This is a genomic window from Streptomyces sp. NPDC002076, assembly GCF_053593835.1.
This window is the reverse complement of sequence record NZ_JBSFDI010000008.1, coordinates 1-13490: the sequence shown is the minus strand read 5'-3', so window position 1 is coordinate 13490 and position 13490 is coordinate 1. Positions and strand designations below refer to the sequence as shown.

The 13490-nt window shown below is 68.4% G+C and carries 14 protein-coding genes and 1 tRNA gene; 7 read left to right on the top strand and 8 right to left on the bottom strand.

Annotated elements, in window-relative coordinates; translation table 11 throughout:
- Nucleotides 1–14: 14 nt before the first annotated feature.
- Nucleotides 15–290 carry a hypothetical protein gene (locus ACWCQS_RS18395; protein WP_451005363.1) on the top strand — a complete coding sequence of 92 codons (276 nt, stop codon included), beginning with the start codon at nucleotides 15–17 and terminating at the stop codon, nucleotides 288–290.
- A gap of 452 nt (nucleotides 291–742) precedes the next feature.
- Here the strand turns inward: ACWCQS_RS18395 and ACWCQS_RS18390 are convergent, their stop codons facing one another.
- Together ACWCQS_RS18390 and ACWCQS_RS18385 are read right to left on the bottom strand one after the other, a co-directional pair.
- Nucleotides 743–1513 (bottom strand): class I SAM-dependent methyltransferase, encoded by a 771-nt coding sequence (locus tag ACWCQS_RS18390; protein ID WP_451005362.1) that lies wholly within the window; start codon nucleotides 1511–1513, stop codon nucleotides 743–745.
- A gap of 53 nt (nucleotides 1514–1566) precedes the next feature.
- On the bottom strand, nucleotides 1567–2082 hold the full coding sequence (locus ACWCQS_RS18385; RefSeq protein WP_451005361.1) for a hypothetical protein: 516 nt from the start codon (nucleotides 2080–2082) through the stop codon (nucleotides 1567–1569).
- Nucleotides 2083–2217: 135 nt separating this feature from the next.
- Here ACWCQS_RS18385 and ACWCQS_RS18380 point away from each other — a divergent pair, with 135 nt between their 5' ends.
- Nucleotides 2218–3501, top strand: coding sequence for a histidine kinase (locus ACWCQS_RS18380; RefSeq protein ID WP_451005360.1), 1284 nt, complete (start codon nucleotides 2218–2220; stop codon nucleotides 3499–3501).
- Complete coding sequence (locus tag ACWCQS_RS18375; RefSeq protein ID WP_451005359.1) at nucleotides 3489–4139, top strand: response regulator transcription factor; 651 nt, start codon at nucleotides 3489–3491, stop codon at nucleotides 4137–4139. Before ACWCQS_RS18380 ends, ACWCQS_RS18375 begins: the two co-directional genes overlap by 13 nt.
- Nucleotides 4140–4409: 270 nt before the next feature.
- Here ACWCQS_RS18375 and ACWCQS_RS18370 read toward each other — a convergent pair whose 3' ends face one another.
- The 5 genes from ACWCQS_RS18370 to ACWCQS_RS18350 all read right to left on the bottom strand — a co-directional run bounded on the left by ACWCQS_RS18370 (nucleotide 4410) and on the right by ACWCQS_RS18350 (nucleotide 7055).
- Nucleotides 4410–4628 (bottom strand): GntR family transcriptional regulator, encoded by a 219-nt coding sequence (locus ACWCQS_RS18370; RefSeq protein WP_451005358.1) that lies wholly within the window; start codon nucleotides 4626–4628, stop codon nucleotides 4410–4412.
- A complete protein-coding gene (locus ACWCQS_RS18365; RefSeq protein ID WP_451005357.1) occupies nucleotides 4625–5362 on the bottom strand; it encodes a tyrosine-type recombinase/integrase in 738 nt (245 codons plus the stop codon). The genes ACWCQS_RS18370 and ACWCQS_RS18365 overlap by 4 nt, the downstream gene beginning before the upstream one ends.
- Complete coding sequence (locus ACWCQS_RS18360; RefSeq protein WP_451005356.1) at nucleotides 5253–6080, bottom strand: hypothetical protein; 828 nt, start codon at nucleotides 6078–6080, stop codon at nucleotides 5253–5255. Before ACWCQS_RS18360 ends, ACWCQS_RS18365 begins: the two co-directional genes overlap by 110 nt.
- A gap of 87 nt (nucleotides 6081–6167) precedes the next feature.
- Nucleotides 6168–6279 (bottom strand) — tRNA-OTHER (locus ACWCQS_RS18355).
- Nucleotides 6280–6530: 251 nt separating this feature from the next.
- The gene (locus ACWCQS_RS18350) at nucleotides 6531–7055 is read right to left on the bottom strand and encodes a hypothetical protein (protein WP_451005355.1); all 525 of its coding nucleotides are present in this window, start codon (nucleotides 7053–7055) and stop codon (nucleotides 6531–6533) included.
- A 1010-nt stretch (nucleotides 7056–8065) separates the two neighbouring features.
- On the opposite strand from ACWCQS_RS18350, the gene ACWCQS_RS18345 reads away from it, so the two are divergent.
- The 3 genes from ACWCQS_RS18345 to ACWCQS_RS18335 all read left to right on the top strand — a co-directional run bounded on the left by ACWCQS_RS18345 (nucleotide 8066) and on the right by ACWCQS_RS18335 (nucleotide 11103).
- The gene (locus ACWCQS_RS18345; protein WP_451005354.1) at nucleotides 8066–9580 is read left to right on the top strand and encodes a helix-turn-helix domain-containing protein; all 1515 of its coding nucleotides are present in this window, start codon (nucleotides 8066–8068) and stop codon (nucleotides 9578–9580) included.
- A 215-nt stretch (nucleotides 9581–9795) separates the two neighbouring features.
- Nucleotides 9796–10149 carry a hypothetical protein gene (locus tag ACWCQS_RS18340; protein ID WP_389174952.1) on the top strand — a complete coding sequence of 118 codons (354 nt, stop codon included), beginning with the start codon at nucleotides 9796–9798 and terminating at the stop codon, nucleotides 10147–10149.
- 351 nt (nucleotides 10150–10500) lie between these two features.
- On the top strand, nucleotides 10501–11103 hold the full coding sequence (locus tag ACWCQS_RS18335; protein WP_451005353.1) for a hypothetical protein: 603 nt from the start codon (nucleotides 10501–10503) through the stop codon (nucleotides 11101–11103).
- Nucleotides 11104–11480: 377 nt separating this feature from the next.
- Here ACWCQS_RS18335 and ACWCQS_RS18330 read toward each other — a convergent pair whose 3' ends face one another.
- On the bottom strand, nucleotides 11481–12086 hold the full coding sequence (locus tag ACWCQS_RS18330; protein WP_451005352.1) for a hypothetical protein: 606 nt from the start codon (nucleotides 12084–12086) through the stop codon (nucleotides 11481–11483).
- 343 nt (nucleotides 12087–12429) lie between these two features.
- Here ACWCQS_RS18330 and ACWCQS_RS18325 point away from each other — a divergent pair, with 343 nt between their 5' ends.
- A complete protein-coding gene (locus tag ACWCQS_RS18325; RefSeq protein ID WP_451005351.1) occupies nucleotides 12430–12921 on the top strand; it encodes a hypothetical protein in 492 nt (163 codons plus the stop codon).
- Nucleotides 12922–13490: the final 569 nt, after the last annotated feature.

The window sequence follows — 13490 nt, the reverse complement described above, 5'->3', positions numbered from 1 at the left end:
GCCGAATGTATCTCATGGACGACCGGTTCTCAACGATGGTGGCATTCATCGAGGGGTTCTGCACCGCTCTTGGGGGCTCACCGCTGAGTGGATTTCAGGACTGGGTTTGCGGACGGATCCTCGGTGGCCGTTCGAGTATCCACTGGGCATACGTGATCGCCTCGACCAGAGTGCCCGAGATCCTCGACGGGAACATGCCCATCGACCGGATCCCCCGCGAGGTGGAGGCCGACCTGGCAGACCTGGCGCTTGACCTCGTCGAGGAATTCTCCAACCGTCCGGTCGCCTGATGGGCAACTCATGACGCCGTCCCGCCTCGGACCCATCAGGCGGACGAACTGAGATCTATCCAGGACAAACGGGGCTCCTGTGCCGTTGCGAAGGAGGGACGCAACCTCGATCGTCGGTACAGGAGCTTCGTGCCATTGCCTGCGCGACGTCGAGGCGACGCACAGTCCTGTCTGCTCTGAGGGACGCCGCCCGAGGCGGTCGCCCCAGGGCCCCCTTGCTTTCCCGCCGTGGCTACGTACCGTAGGCCCGGACCATGCGTGGTTCTGCGGGGCTGCTGGACGCACCCGCCTTGTCGCCGCCGCCCGGGCTTGCTGCCGGAGAGGACCCAGCACGATCGGAGACCGGAATCACGCAGCAGAAGCCGCAGGACTCCCCTCTCACCTTGCGGGGGCGCCGCAGTTTTGGTGGCTGGCCGCGGTTGGGGCGGAGCCCCCTCGCCTCCTGGAGCGGCCTACCGCGCGCCAGGTTGTTCAGCTCGGTGATCGCGGTCCCTGCGTGCGGTGCTCACGCTTCCCCGTCGTTGGTAGTCCCGGTCGCTGTGGGCGAGGCGCTCGCTCTGATGGCCTGGCGCGTCGGCTCTGCAGGGTCGGAAGCGGGCGAGGTATGCCGGGCTTGGGCCGCGGCGCTCGGTCAGGTGGAGGCCGGCGGCGTCGGCGAGCCGGTGCAGCCGGCCGAAGGGGATCCAGTGCCGGTCGAAGAACTCGCCGATCACCAGTCGCCCGCCTGGTGCCAGCACTCGTGCCGCCTCGCGCAGTACCCGATCCGGCTCGGGGATCTCGCCGAGCGCGGTCACGGCGTATATGGCGTCGAATGTCCCGTCGGCGTAGGGAAGTTCACGTGCGTCCGAGCGGGTGGGCGTGATCGTCGCCAGGCCGTCGTGCTCTGCGCGGCACATCACGTGGTCGAGCATCTCCTGCTGGATGTCGAGCACATCGAGCCGTCCCTCCGGCCCGAGCTGCGGCGCGACGTGCAGCGACTGCAGGCCGGTCCCCGGGCCGATCTCCAGCATCCGCTCCCCCGGCCGCGGCCGCAGTACGGCGTCCATCCGGCCGGCGGTCAGCAACGGCAACGGCACGTCGAGCAGGCCGCGTTGGGCGTACGGATAGGGCGCCGTGTCGCCCAGCCACCAGGCGGCGGCCAACGCGGCGCCGACGCCGGCGGCGACCGCCCAGCGGGTCCGGGCCGGGATCGGGGCGACGGGGGCGGTGGTGATGCGGTGCATGGTGTTCTCCGGTGGATCGATTCGGTCCGTGGTACGTCGTCGGGCGGTCGGCGTCACGCGGGCCGGCTCAGCGTCCGCAGCGCCAGCCGGCCGCACAGCGTGGCGAGCGGCAGCTCGGCGCCGAGCGCCATGGCGACGGCGGTGGCGAAGTCGCCGCCCGGGGCCGCGGTCGTGGTGTCGAACCATGCGTCCACCGCAAGCAGCGTCGCGGTCGCGGCGGCTGCCAGGGCGTGCCGCCGGTCGCCGCGGGCGGCGAGGAGGCCGGTGGCGATCAGGCCGAGCGCCTCCAGCGCGTCGAGCCCGACCCAGGCGACCGGCCAATGCGCCGCGCTCGCGGTGGCCGGCAGGCCGGTGGCCAGCACGTACAGCCACGGCAGCAGGGCGAGCCCGCAGGCGACCAGCAGCCACCCGGCCCGCCGTATGCCCCGCGCCGGGCGCGGCTCCTCAGCCTCTTCGTGGAGCGGGATGACCTCGGCGCGGTCGAAGCCCTCGGCACCGGGCAATTCGTCATTGCACAACACCAGTTGACGCATCGTCTTCCCCCGCTCCCCGCCGGCTCTCCCCTTCACGTGCTCCACCCTCCGCCGCACACCAGGGCGCCGTCACTCACGCAGGGTTCCGACCCGGGGTGGAGATAAGTGCACCCCCGAACTGGGCGGGAACGTCATGGCACGGGGATGGCCTGCGGCTTTACCGTTTGACGCATGCAACTCACGACGTGGCTGCGGCTGGTGCTGGGCCGGCCGTTCCGCAGGGCGGGACACCGGACCGCGCTCGTCGCCGCCGGCCTGCCGCTCCACCTCGCCGTGGTGCCACTGTGGCTCTGGCTGCTCGGCACGATGGCTGCGTTGGTGCCGGCCGCGACTCCGCCGCCCGTGCTGCTCACGCTCGTGGCGCTGCCCGTGCTGCTCACGCTCGTGGTGACACCCCTGCTGACCGCCGGGCAGCGGCGGCGCTACCGGGCACTCGTCGGCAAGGACCTCCCGCGCCCCGCCGTACCCGGGCCGGGACGCAACTGGAAGTCGGCGGTGCGCCGGCTGACCGGCCGGGCCTTGTGGCGGCAGGTCTGCTACCACGCCGTGGCGGGTCCGCTGTTCGCCGTCCTGGACCTCGCCGTCCTCGCCGTCTGGGCCGCCGCTCTCGTGGCCGCTTCCATCTACGTGTGGATCTGGGCGCTGCCCCCGCAGTGGCGTGTCACCGACCTCGGGCACACCACGCAGGCCGCGTACATCACCGCCGGCGGCCTCGCCCTGCTGTTCCTCGGGCCCCGGCTGACCGGCGCTCTGGTGCGGCTGGAGACCCGGGCGGCCGAGGTCCTGCTCGGCCCCAGCCGCGCGGAGAAGCTGGCCCGCCGGGTCGCCGACCTCGCCGAGAGCCGGGCCGGCGTGCTCGACGCCGCCGACGCCGAGCGGCGGCGGATCGAGCGCGACCTGCACGACGGCGCGCAGCAGCGCCTCGTCTCACTCGCCGTCAACCTGGGCCTGGCCAGGGCCACCCTCGGCGACCTGCCGGCGGATGCCCGCAAGGTGATCGACGAGGCGCACCGCGAGGCGAAGGAGGCGATCGCCGAGCTGAACAACCTGGTGCGCGGCCTGCACCCGGCCGTCCTTGAGGACCGCGGCCTCGACGCCGCGCTGTCCGGGGTCGCCGCCCGCCTCCCGATCCAGGTGCGCGTGGCGGTGGACCTGCCGCAGCGCCCCTCACCCACGGTCGAGGCCGTCGCGTACTTCGTGGTCTCCGAAGCCCTGGCGAACGTGGTCAAACACGCCCAGGCGACCCGGGCGGACGTGACCGTGGAGCGGATCGGGGAGACACTGCTGGTGGTCGTCGCGGACGACGGAGCGGGCGGCGCGGATCTCGCGGCGGCCGGCGGCACCGGGCTCGCCGGGCTCGCCAAGCGCGTCGCGTCCGTCGACGGCACGTTTTCCTGCCGCAGCCCTGCCGGGGGGCCGACCGTCATCACCGTGGAGCTGCCGTGCGCGCCGTGATCGCCGAGGATTCCCTCTTGCTGCGCATCGGCGTGGTCAAGGTGCTGGAGGCGGCCGGCTTCGAGATGTGCGCGCAGGTCGCCGACGCAGAAGGGCTGCTGGCGGCCGTCGAGGAGCACCGGCCCGACATCGCCGTGGTCGACGTGCGCATGCCGCCCGGCTTCACCGACGAGGGAGTACGCGCCGCGCTGGTGATCCGCCGCCAGTACCTGCGTACCGCCGTGCTCCTGCTGTCGCAGTACGTGGAGGAGCGGTACGCCGCCGATCTGCTCGCCGCCAACACCTCGGGCGTCGGCTATCTGCTCAAGCAACGCGTCGCCGACGTCGAGGAGTTCGCCGAGGCCGTACGCCGGGTAGCGGCCGGCGGCACCGCGCTCGACCCGCAGGTCGTCGCGCAGCTGCTGGTGCGCCGGCACAGCGATCCGCTCGACCGGCTGACGCCGCGCGAGCGGGAGGTGCTGGAGCTGATGGCGGGCGGCCGGTCCAACTCCGGCATCGCCGCCGAGCTGGTCGTGAGCGAGAGCGCGGTCGCCAAGCACATCAACAGCATCTTCACCAAGCTCGACCTGCCCAAGGCCGACGCCGACCACCGCCGCGTCCTGGCGGTGCTGCGCTTCCTGGGCGTTGCGACCGCATAGTGCGCGACCCTGCCGGTATGCCCAGTCGACAACGGTGCTGATCGCCCTTTGGTGGGGAATGCGGCGCCTTCGGACACGTGCTCTTCACCAGGCTTTGCCGCGGTGGGCGTCGAAGGCGGTGGCCGTGGTGCGCAGGGCCACGGCATGGGTGGGGCCGGTCAGCGCTGGTGGACAGGTTGGCCGATCCCGGGAACTTGCACCCGCCCTGCTCTGACGCGCCGTGCGCGAGCCTTGATGGGGGCAGGCGAGGGAGTGTGGAGAGCACGGGGCCTATGCGGCACCGGCGGTCTCCTGCTGGAGCCGGCGGACGACGGCTCGGCGGCCCCGGCTGACCTCGATCAGGCCGTCCTTCTTCAGCTGGGTGAATGCCCGGTGTGCGGTACCGACCGAGACATCGTGGGCCTGCGCGATGTCGCCGACTGTGGGTACGTCCTCGCCGGGCAGCATCGTTCCGTCCTTGATGGCGTCCGCGAGTCCCTTTGCGATCACTTCCCAGGGGGCGAGCTCGCGGGGCGGGGCGGCTTCGGCCTTGATTGTCTTGCCGATGGGACCCGCCGCCGCGTCCGGGCGGGCCTGGACGGGGCCGTCTCGCACTGGCCGCACAGAGCCTCAGCGCCTTCCACGGTGACCACGAGCATTGCCCACAGCGATTCGTTGCCGCACTCGCAGAGCAGGCGGAGCCCGTTGATGACGGTGGTGACCGGCTGTTCGGCGAGTAGCCCTGCCGGCACCGGCAGCTGCTTGGCGAAGGCGGTGACGGCCTGGCGGTCGGAGGTGGCCAGGAAAGCCGCGTAGTACTTGAGCGTGGTCGCTCCTCCGCCGCCGTGCCCAACGCGGCCGGCGGCCGTTCGTACATCGGCACCGGCACCCAGAAGCTCGGTCACGTTGTACGCACGCAGGTCCTTCAGCCGGCGGGTGTGAATCTTCAGCTTCTCCGCGAGGCGGCGGTATCTCTGGCTGACGCTTGAGGGCACGAGCGGGGCGGAGCTGTCGGCTTCGCCGGAGAACACGAAGGCGTCACGGGCGAGTTCACCGGCGAGCACCTTGCAGCGTTCCTCGGCTCGGGCTCGGTGGGCAGCGAGGACGGAACGCGTGATCACGTCGATTGCCTGCTTACGGCGCTGGTGGGTTTTGGTGTCCTTGATCCTGCGGCCGTTGTTGGAGTGCTTCACGAAGAGTTCGAGGCGGTCGAGGTTGATGTCCGACCAGCGCAGGGCGCACATCTCGCCGCGGCGTGAGCCGGTGACCATCGTCATGAACAGGAACGTTCCCCAGTCCAGGTCCCGCTGCCAGGCAGTGTTCAGAACCAGGGCCGTTCAGAACCAGGGCCGCCTCTTCCGGAGTGGGCGGGTCGGGGTTCGGCTTGGGTTGGGATGGCGGCTCGGCGAGGGCCGCCACGTTCGTCGTCACGTAACCCCAGCGCAGGGCGCGGTTGAGGGCCGGGCGCAGGATGAAGTGAATCTTGCGGATGGAATTCGCGGCGAGTGGCTCGCAGACGTGCTTCTGCTTCGTCTTGGGGTCGGTCTTGCCGTTGCGTCGGCCCTCGCACTGTTCCTGGCACTGCCGGAGACGGGCGTAGAACAGCTCCAGCATTTCGGCGGTCAGCTTGCCCGCCTTGAGGTCGCCGAAGGTGGGCTTGAGGCAGTTGCGGATGATGCCCTCGGCCCGCTCGTATGAAGTCTCGTCGAGCTCGGCGACGCACAGCCACCGGTCGAGCAGGAACGACATGGTCACCTGCGTCTTGGGGTGGCGCTTCTCGTCGACCTGGTGCAGGAGCCTGGTGCGGGCCTTCTCCGCCTCGGTCTCCGTCTCAGCCTGCTCGTGGAGGTAGATGTCCTTCTTCGCGAGCGGGTCACGCCCGGCGTAGACCCGGACCTGGAAGCCGGCCCCGTTGGGGCGGATGCTGCCGCGTTGACGTCGCTTGCTCTTGGTGTTCGCCATGGTCCTGGAACCTATTCATGGTCAATGCCATGGCTACATCGAACAGCGCGTCTACCTCAGAGAGGTAAACGCGCTGGTCAGACACTGTGCCCCCGGCAGGATTCGAACCTGCGACACCCGCTTTGGGAGTTCGATCACCAGGTAGGGAGTTCCTGGCGGCTCATGTGGGGGCGGGCCACGAACGGTCTCCACGGGGTGCCTACGTCTGCTGCCGTTGATGTCACGCGTGGATGTCAGCTAGCTGCGTCACCAGCCCCCACCGAACAGTGGTTGCAACGTAGCCGCTATGCCTGACTTGATCGCGAGGATGCCGCCCACGCTGGCAAGGATGGTGAAGGCGTTTGAAGTGAAGATATTGCCCCTTACATACCAGTAGGTTACTCGCCGGATGGGTATGTTCTCGTCCGTCGTGTGGTTGACCACGACAGACCGGGCGGAGCGGCTCCGCTGTCAGCGGTTGCTCGTGGTGCCGATGTCGATGATGTGGTTGTACCGCTCCACCAGCACGAAAAGCTTGATCTTCTGCGTCGTCTCCCCGCTGCCGAAGGTCAGGGTGACGATGACCTCATGGCCGTTACCCACGGCGCCGTTGTCGGTCACCGTCCACTTCCGCGGGACGTTTTGAGCACGCAGGACACCGTCCGCCCCGTGCTTCTTCTCCCAGGCCGCCAGTCGCTTGGCGAAGTCGGGCGTCAGGTAGTGCTTGCGGAGCACCGTTTCCAGCGTGGCGTCCGGGTCCGTGTAGTCGCCGATCGCGTCGATGTACGCGCCGTAGAAGTCGGCGACCCGGGTCACCACTTGGCCGCTCGTACCGCTGACGGACTGCGGTGCGGCGGCGGACGACTTTGCGGGGGCATGGACGGATGCCTGTGCCGACACCTGTGTCGACACACCGAGTCCGACAGCCAGGACGAGGCCGGCGGCGACGGCCGCGCGGCGGCCCGGACGGCGGTGTGCGGGGGACTTCCTGTTCATGTGCATCTTCCTTTTCTGTTCCATATGTGGTTGCTCTCGGCCCGGTGTCTTCGTGCCGGGGCCGTCGTGTGGCTATCGCCCTTTCGGGTCGGCGGGCGCTGCCCCGGAGTCATGAACACCTGCTGCTGTGCGGACCCATTCGCCCCTGCCGCGGCTCGGGGCGCGATCGACGACACCAAGTCCTGCTGAATCGCGCCGAATGACCCTGTCAGTGGTCGATTGGCCGCCCTCCCCGCCCCCGTGGCGGAGGGCGGCCCCGGTCATGCGGTCAGCGGAGCTTGTCCACGGCCCGTGACGGCCGTCTTCTTGGAGGCCTTCACGGGCGCATGCCGGAAGTCGCGAGACGGGTGTCAAAGACGCCCCAGGAGGTCACCGGTGCAGGCCGTATCCGTGCCTGCCCTCTTCGGCAGGCAGCGTGCCGTAGTCCTTCAGCGTGGCCTCGGTCTCCGGGCCGGCCTTCTCGATGCGTGCGCACAGGACTTGATGTCGTTGCTCGGCCGCGAGAAGCGCCCCTTCGCCACAGCCGTCCTGGACAACTGCACACTGACTTGACGGACGGTCGCTCCTGTCGACTTCGGTGCGGAGCTCCCGGTACCAGGTCCGGGCTGTCGCCGCCCAGCGCCATGCGTAGACAGCGGTCCTGTTCCACCGCCTCCGGTACGCAGGCGGTGACCTTGCCGACCGTTCAGGACGAGCTTGGATAAGACGGGAGTTGGGCCGCCGTGAGGAAGCCGACGCCTTGGCCGCGACGTTTGCCAGTGTGGCGAGCGTCGTGCCGAGGGCGAGCCCGTGACGGCGAGTGCGAGGGGCGGCCCTGCTCGGGTGCGCTGGGGCATGGGTGTCTCCCGTGGATAAGTGCATGAGTGTCGTTTGTCGCCCGCCGCCGACTGGCCGGTCCGGTCCTGGTCGGTGCGACACCAAGAGCATCAGCCGTCACGACGGCTCGGCGCAACGCCGGACGCCCGCCCGGCGAGGGTGGAACCATCCCAGCCCATCTGACGTGCAGGTATATGGACCGCCTGAGATACGGGGACACGTGGGAGGTTGGGGGAGCGGTGTCGACCGAGGACGACGTCGAGCAGTTCGCGGCGCTGCTGCGCCGGCTGAAGGACCGCACGGACCGGAGCTACGGCTCCCTGGCCCGCCGTCTCGGCATGAACACCTCCACGCTGCACCGCTACTGCGCGGGTGAGACGGTCCCGCAGGACTACGCCCCGGTGGAGCGGTTGGCCGCCTTCTGCGGAGCAACACCGGAGGAACGCCTCGATCTGCACCGCCTGTGGCTGCTCGCGGTGACGGCACGACAGCGGCCGAGGGCGGGTGAGGAGGCAGCGGAGCCGACAAAGACCGAAGGGGCACTGAAGCCGACAGGGGACGAGCGGGCTTCGGGTCCGGACAGCCGGACGGCGGGGCGTGCGGGTGGCAGCACGTGCAGTGTGGGTGGCGGCGCCGACGGCATAGGTGGTGACGGGGGCGGCACGAGCGGTTCACCACCGCGACTCGATGCGGGCGCCCCCGACGCCGCACTGGCTGCTCCCGACGCTCCCGGACCGGGCAGTCGCGAGTCGACGGCCCAGTGGGATGCGGTCCGCTCAACTGGACGGCCCTGGTACGGCCGTCGCCGTACCGTCGTCGGGGCAGCCACGGCGACCGTACTGCTGGTGACGCTGGGCAGTATGTCGGCGCTGTCGGCCGATCGGTCTCACGACAACTCCGCCAAGGTCCCCGGTCAGTCCCGTACGACAGGAACCGGTACGTCACACCACCCCTCGGCCACTGCGGCCAGCCCCTCCCGCAGCCGCTCTTCGGCCTCGCCCTCCACAGGAGTACGGGCTTCAGGGAGCCCCGAGGGCGGATCGTCGGCTGAGACGAAGAGCGACGCCCCCGTGCCAACCGGTGTGCCACTCACGTGGACCGCCGACTCGCAGATCTGGGCCGGCGGTTGCGGGCACGACTACGTCATCGGGAAGGAGCCGGCCCAGGTGCCCCCGCCGCCGGTAGAGCAGGACGCCGGAGTGTGGGCAGCGACGCAGCAGGCGGTACCTGGGCGGCAGACGATGGTGCAGATCTCGGTGCAGGGGAAGTCGTCCACGGCCGTGGTCCTCGCGGCCCTCCGGGTCCGTATCGTCAGCCGCGGCACCCCGGTCACCGGCAACGCGTACGCCATGGGCCAGGGCTGCGGCAGTGATCTGCCGCCCCGCAACTTCTCCGTGAACCTGGACGTCGACCGCCCGATCGCCCACGCGCGCCCCGGCAACGACAGCGGAAAGCCCGTCGCCGCGGTGCAGTTCCCCTACCGCGTCTCCGCCGAGGACCCGGAGGTGCTGCAGGTCACCGCGACGACTGAGGCCTACGACTGCAACTGGTACCTGGAACTCGACTGGTCATCCCAGGGCCGCACCGGCACGGTCCGCATCGACGACCACGGCCACCCGTTCCGCACCAGCAGCATCAAGGGCCTGCCCCACTACTGGTACGGCACGAACGACCACGGTGTGCGTCAGTGGGTACCCACCGACTCTTGAGGGAACGTAGGAGCTGGTCGGGCCATTTTCGCGATGTGACCGTTCCCCGTCACCCAGGCCCATGCTGCTGGAGGGGCCGGTTGCTGCCGCTTCGGCCAGAAACGCCCGCTGCGTTCCACCCAGGTTCGGTGTCGGCTCCGGCATGACACCTGTCATATGCAATACCGGATGCAGAGCACTGGGGCTCGCGGGTCGACGTCCGTACGGTACTTCTCATGACGAAGAGCAACGGGGAGAACCCACAGAAGACCGACATCAAGGTGAGCCTGATCGGCGGTCATCGCCTGGCAGGAGCCACCCTTCACGAGAGGACCGTCACTGCTTCCCTCATCGGTGGCGCCGACGTCGATCTGACGGACATCGACATCCCGGACGGCACCGAGCTGCGCATCACCAAGTTGAGCCTGATCGGCGGCGTCAGCCTCAAGGTCCGCCACGACGTCCGGGTGGAGGTCCACGGGCTGCGCCTGGGCGGAGTGAAGGACGATGGTCCGAGCGAGCCGGGTGGCCCGACGGTCAGGATCGACGCGTGGGGCCTGGTTGGCGGAGTCAGCGTCAGCCGCGCCTAGCTAAAGTTCAAAGAGGCCCACCAACCTCCCACAGGCAGACGACAGATGGTGGGTCGACAGCCGAGACGCAGATATCGCTGGGGTCGTGGCCAGTGGACACGGTGCGTGACCGTCGCCCGCGCCGTATCTTCACTGCATGCTGGACAGGTGCACGCTTTCCAAGTCTGTTGGTGGTCCCGGGGGCATCGAACATGGCCGTTCACCTGGGTTCATGGGCGGCCGCTCGTGAGAGGGCGAGCGCCGTCGGTCTCGTCTGAACGGCCATGAACGGCGCTGAATGAGACGGAAACTGAGACGGACCCGGGCGTAACCCGGGTGACGGTGGCCTGCGATCGGCGCTACCGTGCGGCGGTGATCAGCAATGAGGGAGTACGTCTGGGCACGGAGGCCGCACGGCGCTTGGCGCAGACAGGGCTCTATGAGTTCGAGTCAGGGCTGACGGATGCCGAGTTCGAGCGCATCGAGCAGGAGTTCGGGTTCGAGTTCGCGGACGATCACCGTGCGTTCCTTGCGGCGGGCCTTCCAGTCAACGTGCCTCCCGAGGAGGGGCAGACCTGGTCCAAGCCCTGGCCCGAGTGGCGCAGCGGCGATCCGGAAAGGTTGCGCGATCAGCTCGGCTGGCCGGTCGAGGGCGTTCTCTTCGACGTCGAGCGCAACGCATTCTGGTACGAGGCATGGGGTGAGCGTCCGGCTGATGCCGCGGCTGCCCTGGCCACTGCACAGCGTCGTCTTCCAGATGTGCCGCTGCTTGTGCCGGTGTACGGCCACCGGTACCTTCCTGCCGGCCGGGGAAGCTTCGGGCATCCGGTGCTTTCGGTGTGGCAGACCGACATCATCTACTACGGGCTGGACCTGGTCGACTACATGCACCAGGAGTTCGATGAGGCACGAAGCGATGTCGACGAGACCTGGGACCCGAGAGCAACAGTCCCCTTCTGGCGCGACCTTCTCTGAGTTCTGAGACCTGCGGGCGCCCTTGGCTTGGCAAGCTAAGGTGATCTATGGCTTGCTGTGGCGCTGATCTGCGCCGGAGCGGCTACGGACCCTGACTGGTCGGCGGGTTGGTCCCCGCCATTGCCCGTGGCTCCCCGCACGATCTGGCACGGATCTGGCACTCGATTGTGCCCTCTCAAGATCGTGCTGATGTCGGCATGCCTAGATGCCCGCCAGACGAACGCTTGGCGCGGAGAGAGGCAGTCTAAGAGGGCCGGCTGGCATGTGTCGACGGCGCCTGCCGGCCATCCCTCTCGAAGCCGTAGTCGGCAGGGCTGCCCTGAACCTGCCGTCCCCACTTCGCGTCGGCATGCCGAAGTGACTCCCACACGGACGTCTCATCCCTCGTGGAAACCAGCGGAAATTGCCTCTAGTTCCAAACGCGCCGTCATGGCCTCATCAATCCGGCGTGAGATTTCGTCCACGATTTGGAGGTGCTCCTTCTTCTTGCGTGAACCACTGGCGAGCATGGCAATAGCCCAAGTGATGTACCAGAACTTAGCCCGCTCATACTGCTTCACACGTCGATTGCACAAAGTGACTGCATCCGCAATACGGGAGCGGACGGAAGCAACGTCATTGCCCAGCGCGTGATAGGTTGCGGCCGACAGGACAGCTAGCCGACATGCATCAGCCGTCGCCTCAAGGGCTGCCACTGGGTGGCGGACGCGATGCATGGTCCTGCGACGAGTGCTCATGAGAACTTTAGAGCGGGCGGTGTAGGCGGCCTCAAGCAGAGGGAGTGCTGCCTGTAACTTCTGCCTCTGAGCGTCGCCGCTGCGGTCTCGTGCTTCGCGTAACAGCCGCGCAGCCGCTTCTGCGTTGACATCGCTGATCACATTGAGAGCCCCAATGACCTGCTCTTCCGTGATGAGATCGCACAAAGATTTGAATGCTGTTCCTGCCCTGAAGGCATCCTTGAGGACTAGCCATTCGATAGCCATGGCGACAGTCTGGCAGGCAACAGCCAATGGGGGACAGTTCTGTCCTGTAAGTCAATGACTCAGTCAGCCGATGGTGCGCCGCCCATCAGCGAGGACGGCACATTGTGCCCGATGCGGGCTTTGAGGTCTGGCCTCATCTGCATCAGGTCACCAGGGACTGCCGACGCCGGCTCATCTGCCGGCGCTTCGGCTGATCGTCCGCTGCGGTCCGGCGTTGACCTCCCCTGTTCGCGCTCGTTGGTGTCAGCCGGTGCACGCGGTCTTGACAGAGATGTCCCATCTGAGTCCACGGTTCTTGCTTTTGGTATGTACGCCACATGGTTGAACTATCACTATACGGCGCATGTCTGATGAGGTTGAAGCGCCTGTTGCGCCGCCGATGCCGAAGATCCCGCCCGCCCCTAGAAGGCGTTGGCCGCATCTGCTAGTAGCCGGTGTCGTCGGTCGCGTCGCGGGTGCTGGTGCCATCGGCCTGGCGTGGGGCCTGTCCAGTGGATCAGATTCGCCGAAGACGTTCACACTGCGCGGCACGATGACCTTGACCGGTGACAACGTGCCGTCGGGCGAGACAAACGAGGACTGCACCGGATACGAGGGCTACGACGACATCCGCCAGGGCGCAGGGGTAACGGTGTACGACTCGGCAGGGAAGGTGGTGGCGACCGGGGCCCTGAGCACGGGCAAGCCAGACTCGGCTGCCTGCGTCTTCCGGGTGTCGGTGAAGGGCGTCCCAGACGGCTCGAAGTTCTACCAGGTGGAGGTCTCCCACCGAGGCAAGATCACCGTTTCGTCGGCGGAGGCTCAGCATGGCGGATTCGCGGCCTCGCTGGGCTGAGAACGCCTACGGCCGGCACTCGTCCCAAAGCTGGATGCGACTGAGCAGCGGGCCTTTTGCTTGCAGACTTCACACCGCATCAACCCACCACCCTCCGCAGCTCCCATCGTCCGTCGTCGACCCACACACCGTGGAGCGGACCACGTTTGCTCGGCTCTGCCTGGGTCGACGGTGTACGGGATGGGAGCCTCCCCGCATCCGCCACGACGGACCCGCGGTCGGCGACGGCGCCCCTCCATCCCGGTGCCGGCCGGTCCCCCGCCGGAGGCACTGTTCTGACCGTCGCGTACGCGGTGATCGACATGGCCACCGGCCTTATCCACCAGTGGGCGCGCGTCGGCGCAGCGCGGGCGGAGCGGGCCGAAGGCAGGAGCGGCGCCCGGAGCGGAGCCGGGAAGCGCGCCCGGCGGAGCGGAGCGCAGCCGGGGCTTGAACCAGTGGAGAATGTTGTAACTCACTGGCTGGGGCGGGTGGTGTCTTGTCTCGGTTGATGCTTGACGTTGTGGCTTCACCTGATGCTTGACACCGCTTGCCTCGGCTTGGCTGTGCGCGTCTGATCCGCGTGCAGG

What these genes read in the sequence shown, in the direction of transcription:
- ACWCQS_RS18340 (WP_389174952.1), top strand. Translation starts at nt 9,796, where the DNA reads ATGACGAAGAGCAACGGGGAGAACCCACAGAAGACCGACATCAAGGTG.
- ACWCQS_RS18325 (WP_451005351.1), top strand. Translation starts at nt 12,430, where the DNA reads ATGTCTGATGAGGTTGAAGCGCCTGTTGCGCCGCCGATGCCGAAGATC.
- ACWCQS_RS18350 (WP_451005355.1), bottom strand. Translation starts at nt 7,055, where the DNA reads ATGAACAGGAAGTCCCCCGCACACCGCCGTCCGGGCCGCCGCGCGGCC.
- ACWCQS_RS18395 (WP_451005363.1), top strand. Translation starts at nt 15, where the DNA reads ATGGACGACCGGTTCTCAACGATGGTGGCATTCATCGAGGGGTTCTGC.
- ACWCQS_RS18380 (WP_451005360.1), top strand. Translation starts at nt 2,218, where the DNA reads ATGCAACTCACGACGTGGCTGCGGCTGGTGCTGGGCCGGCCGTTCCGC.
- ACWCQS_RS18345 (WP_451005354.1), top strand. Translation starts at nt 8,066, where the DNA reads ATGGACCGCCTGAGATACGGGGACACGTGGGAGGTTGGGGGAGCGGTG.
- ACWCQS_RS18365 (WP_451005357.1), bottom strand. Translation starts at nt 5,362, where the DNA reads ATGTGCGCCCTGCGCTGGTCGGACATCAACCTCGACCGCCTCGAACTC.
- ACWCQS_RS18390 (WP_451005362.1), bottom strand. Translation starts at nt 1,513, where the DNA reads ATGCACCGCATCACCACCGCCCCCGTCGCCCCGATCCCGGCCCGGACC.
- ACWCQS_RS18330 (WP_451005352.1), bottom strand. Translation starts at nt 12,086, where the DNA reads ATGGCTATCGAATGGCTAGTCCTCAAGGATGCCTTCAGGGCAGGAACA.
- ACWCQS_RS18360 (WP_451005356.1), bottom strand. Translation starts at nt 6,080, where the DNA reads ATGGCGAACACCAAGAGCAAGCGACGTCAACGCGGCAGCATCCGCCCC.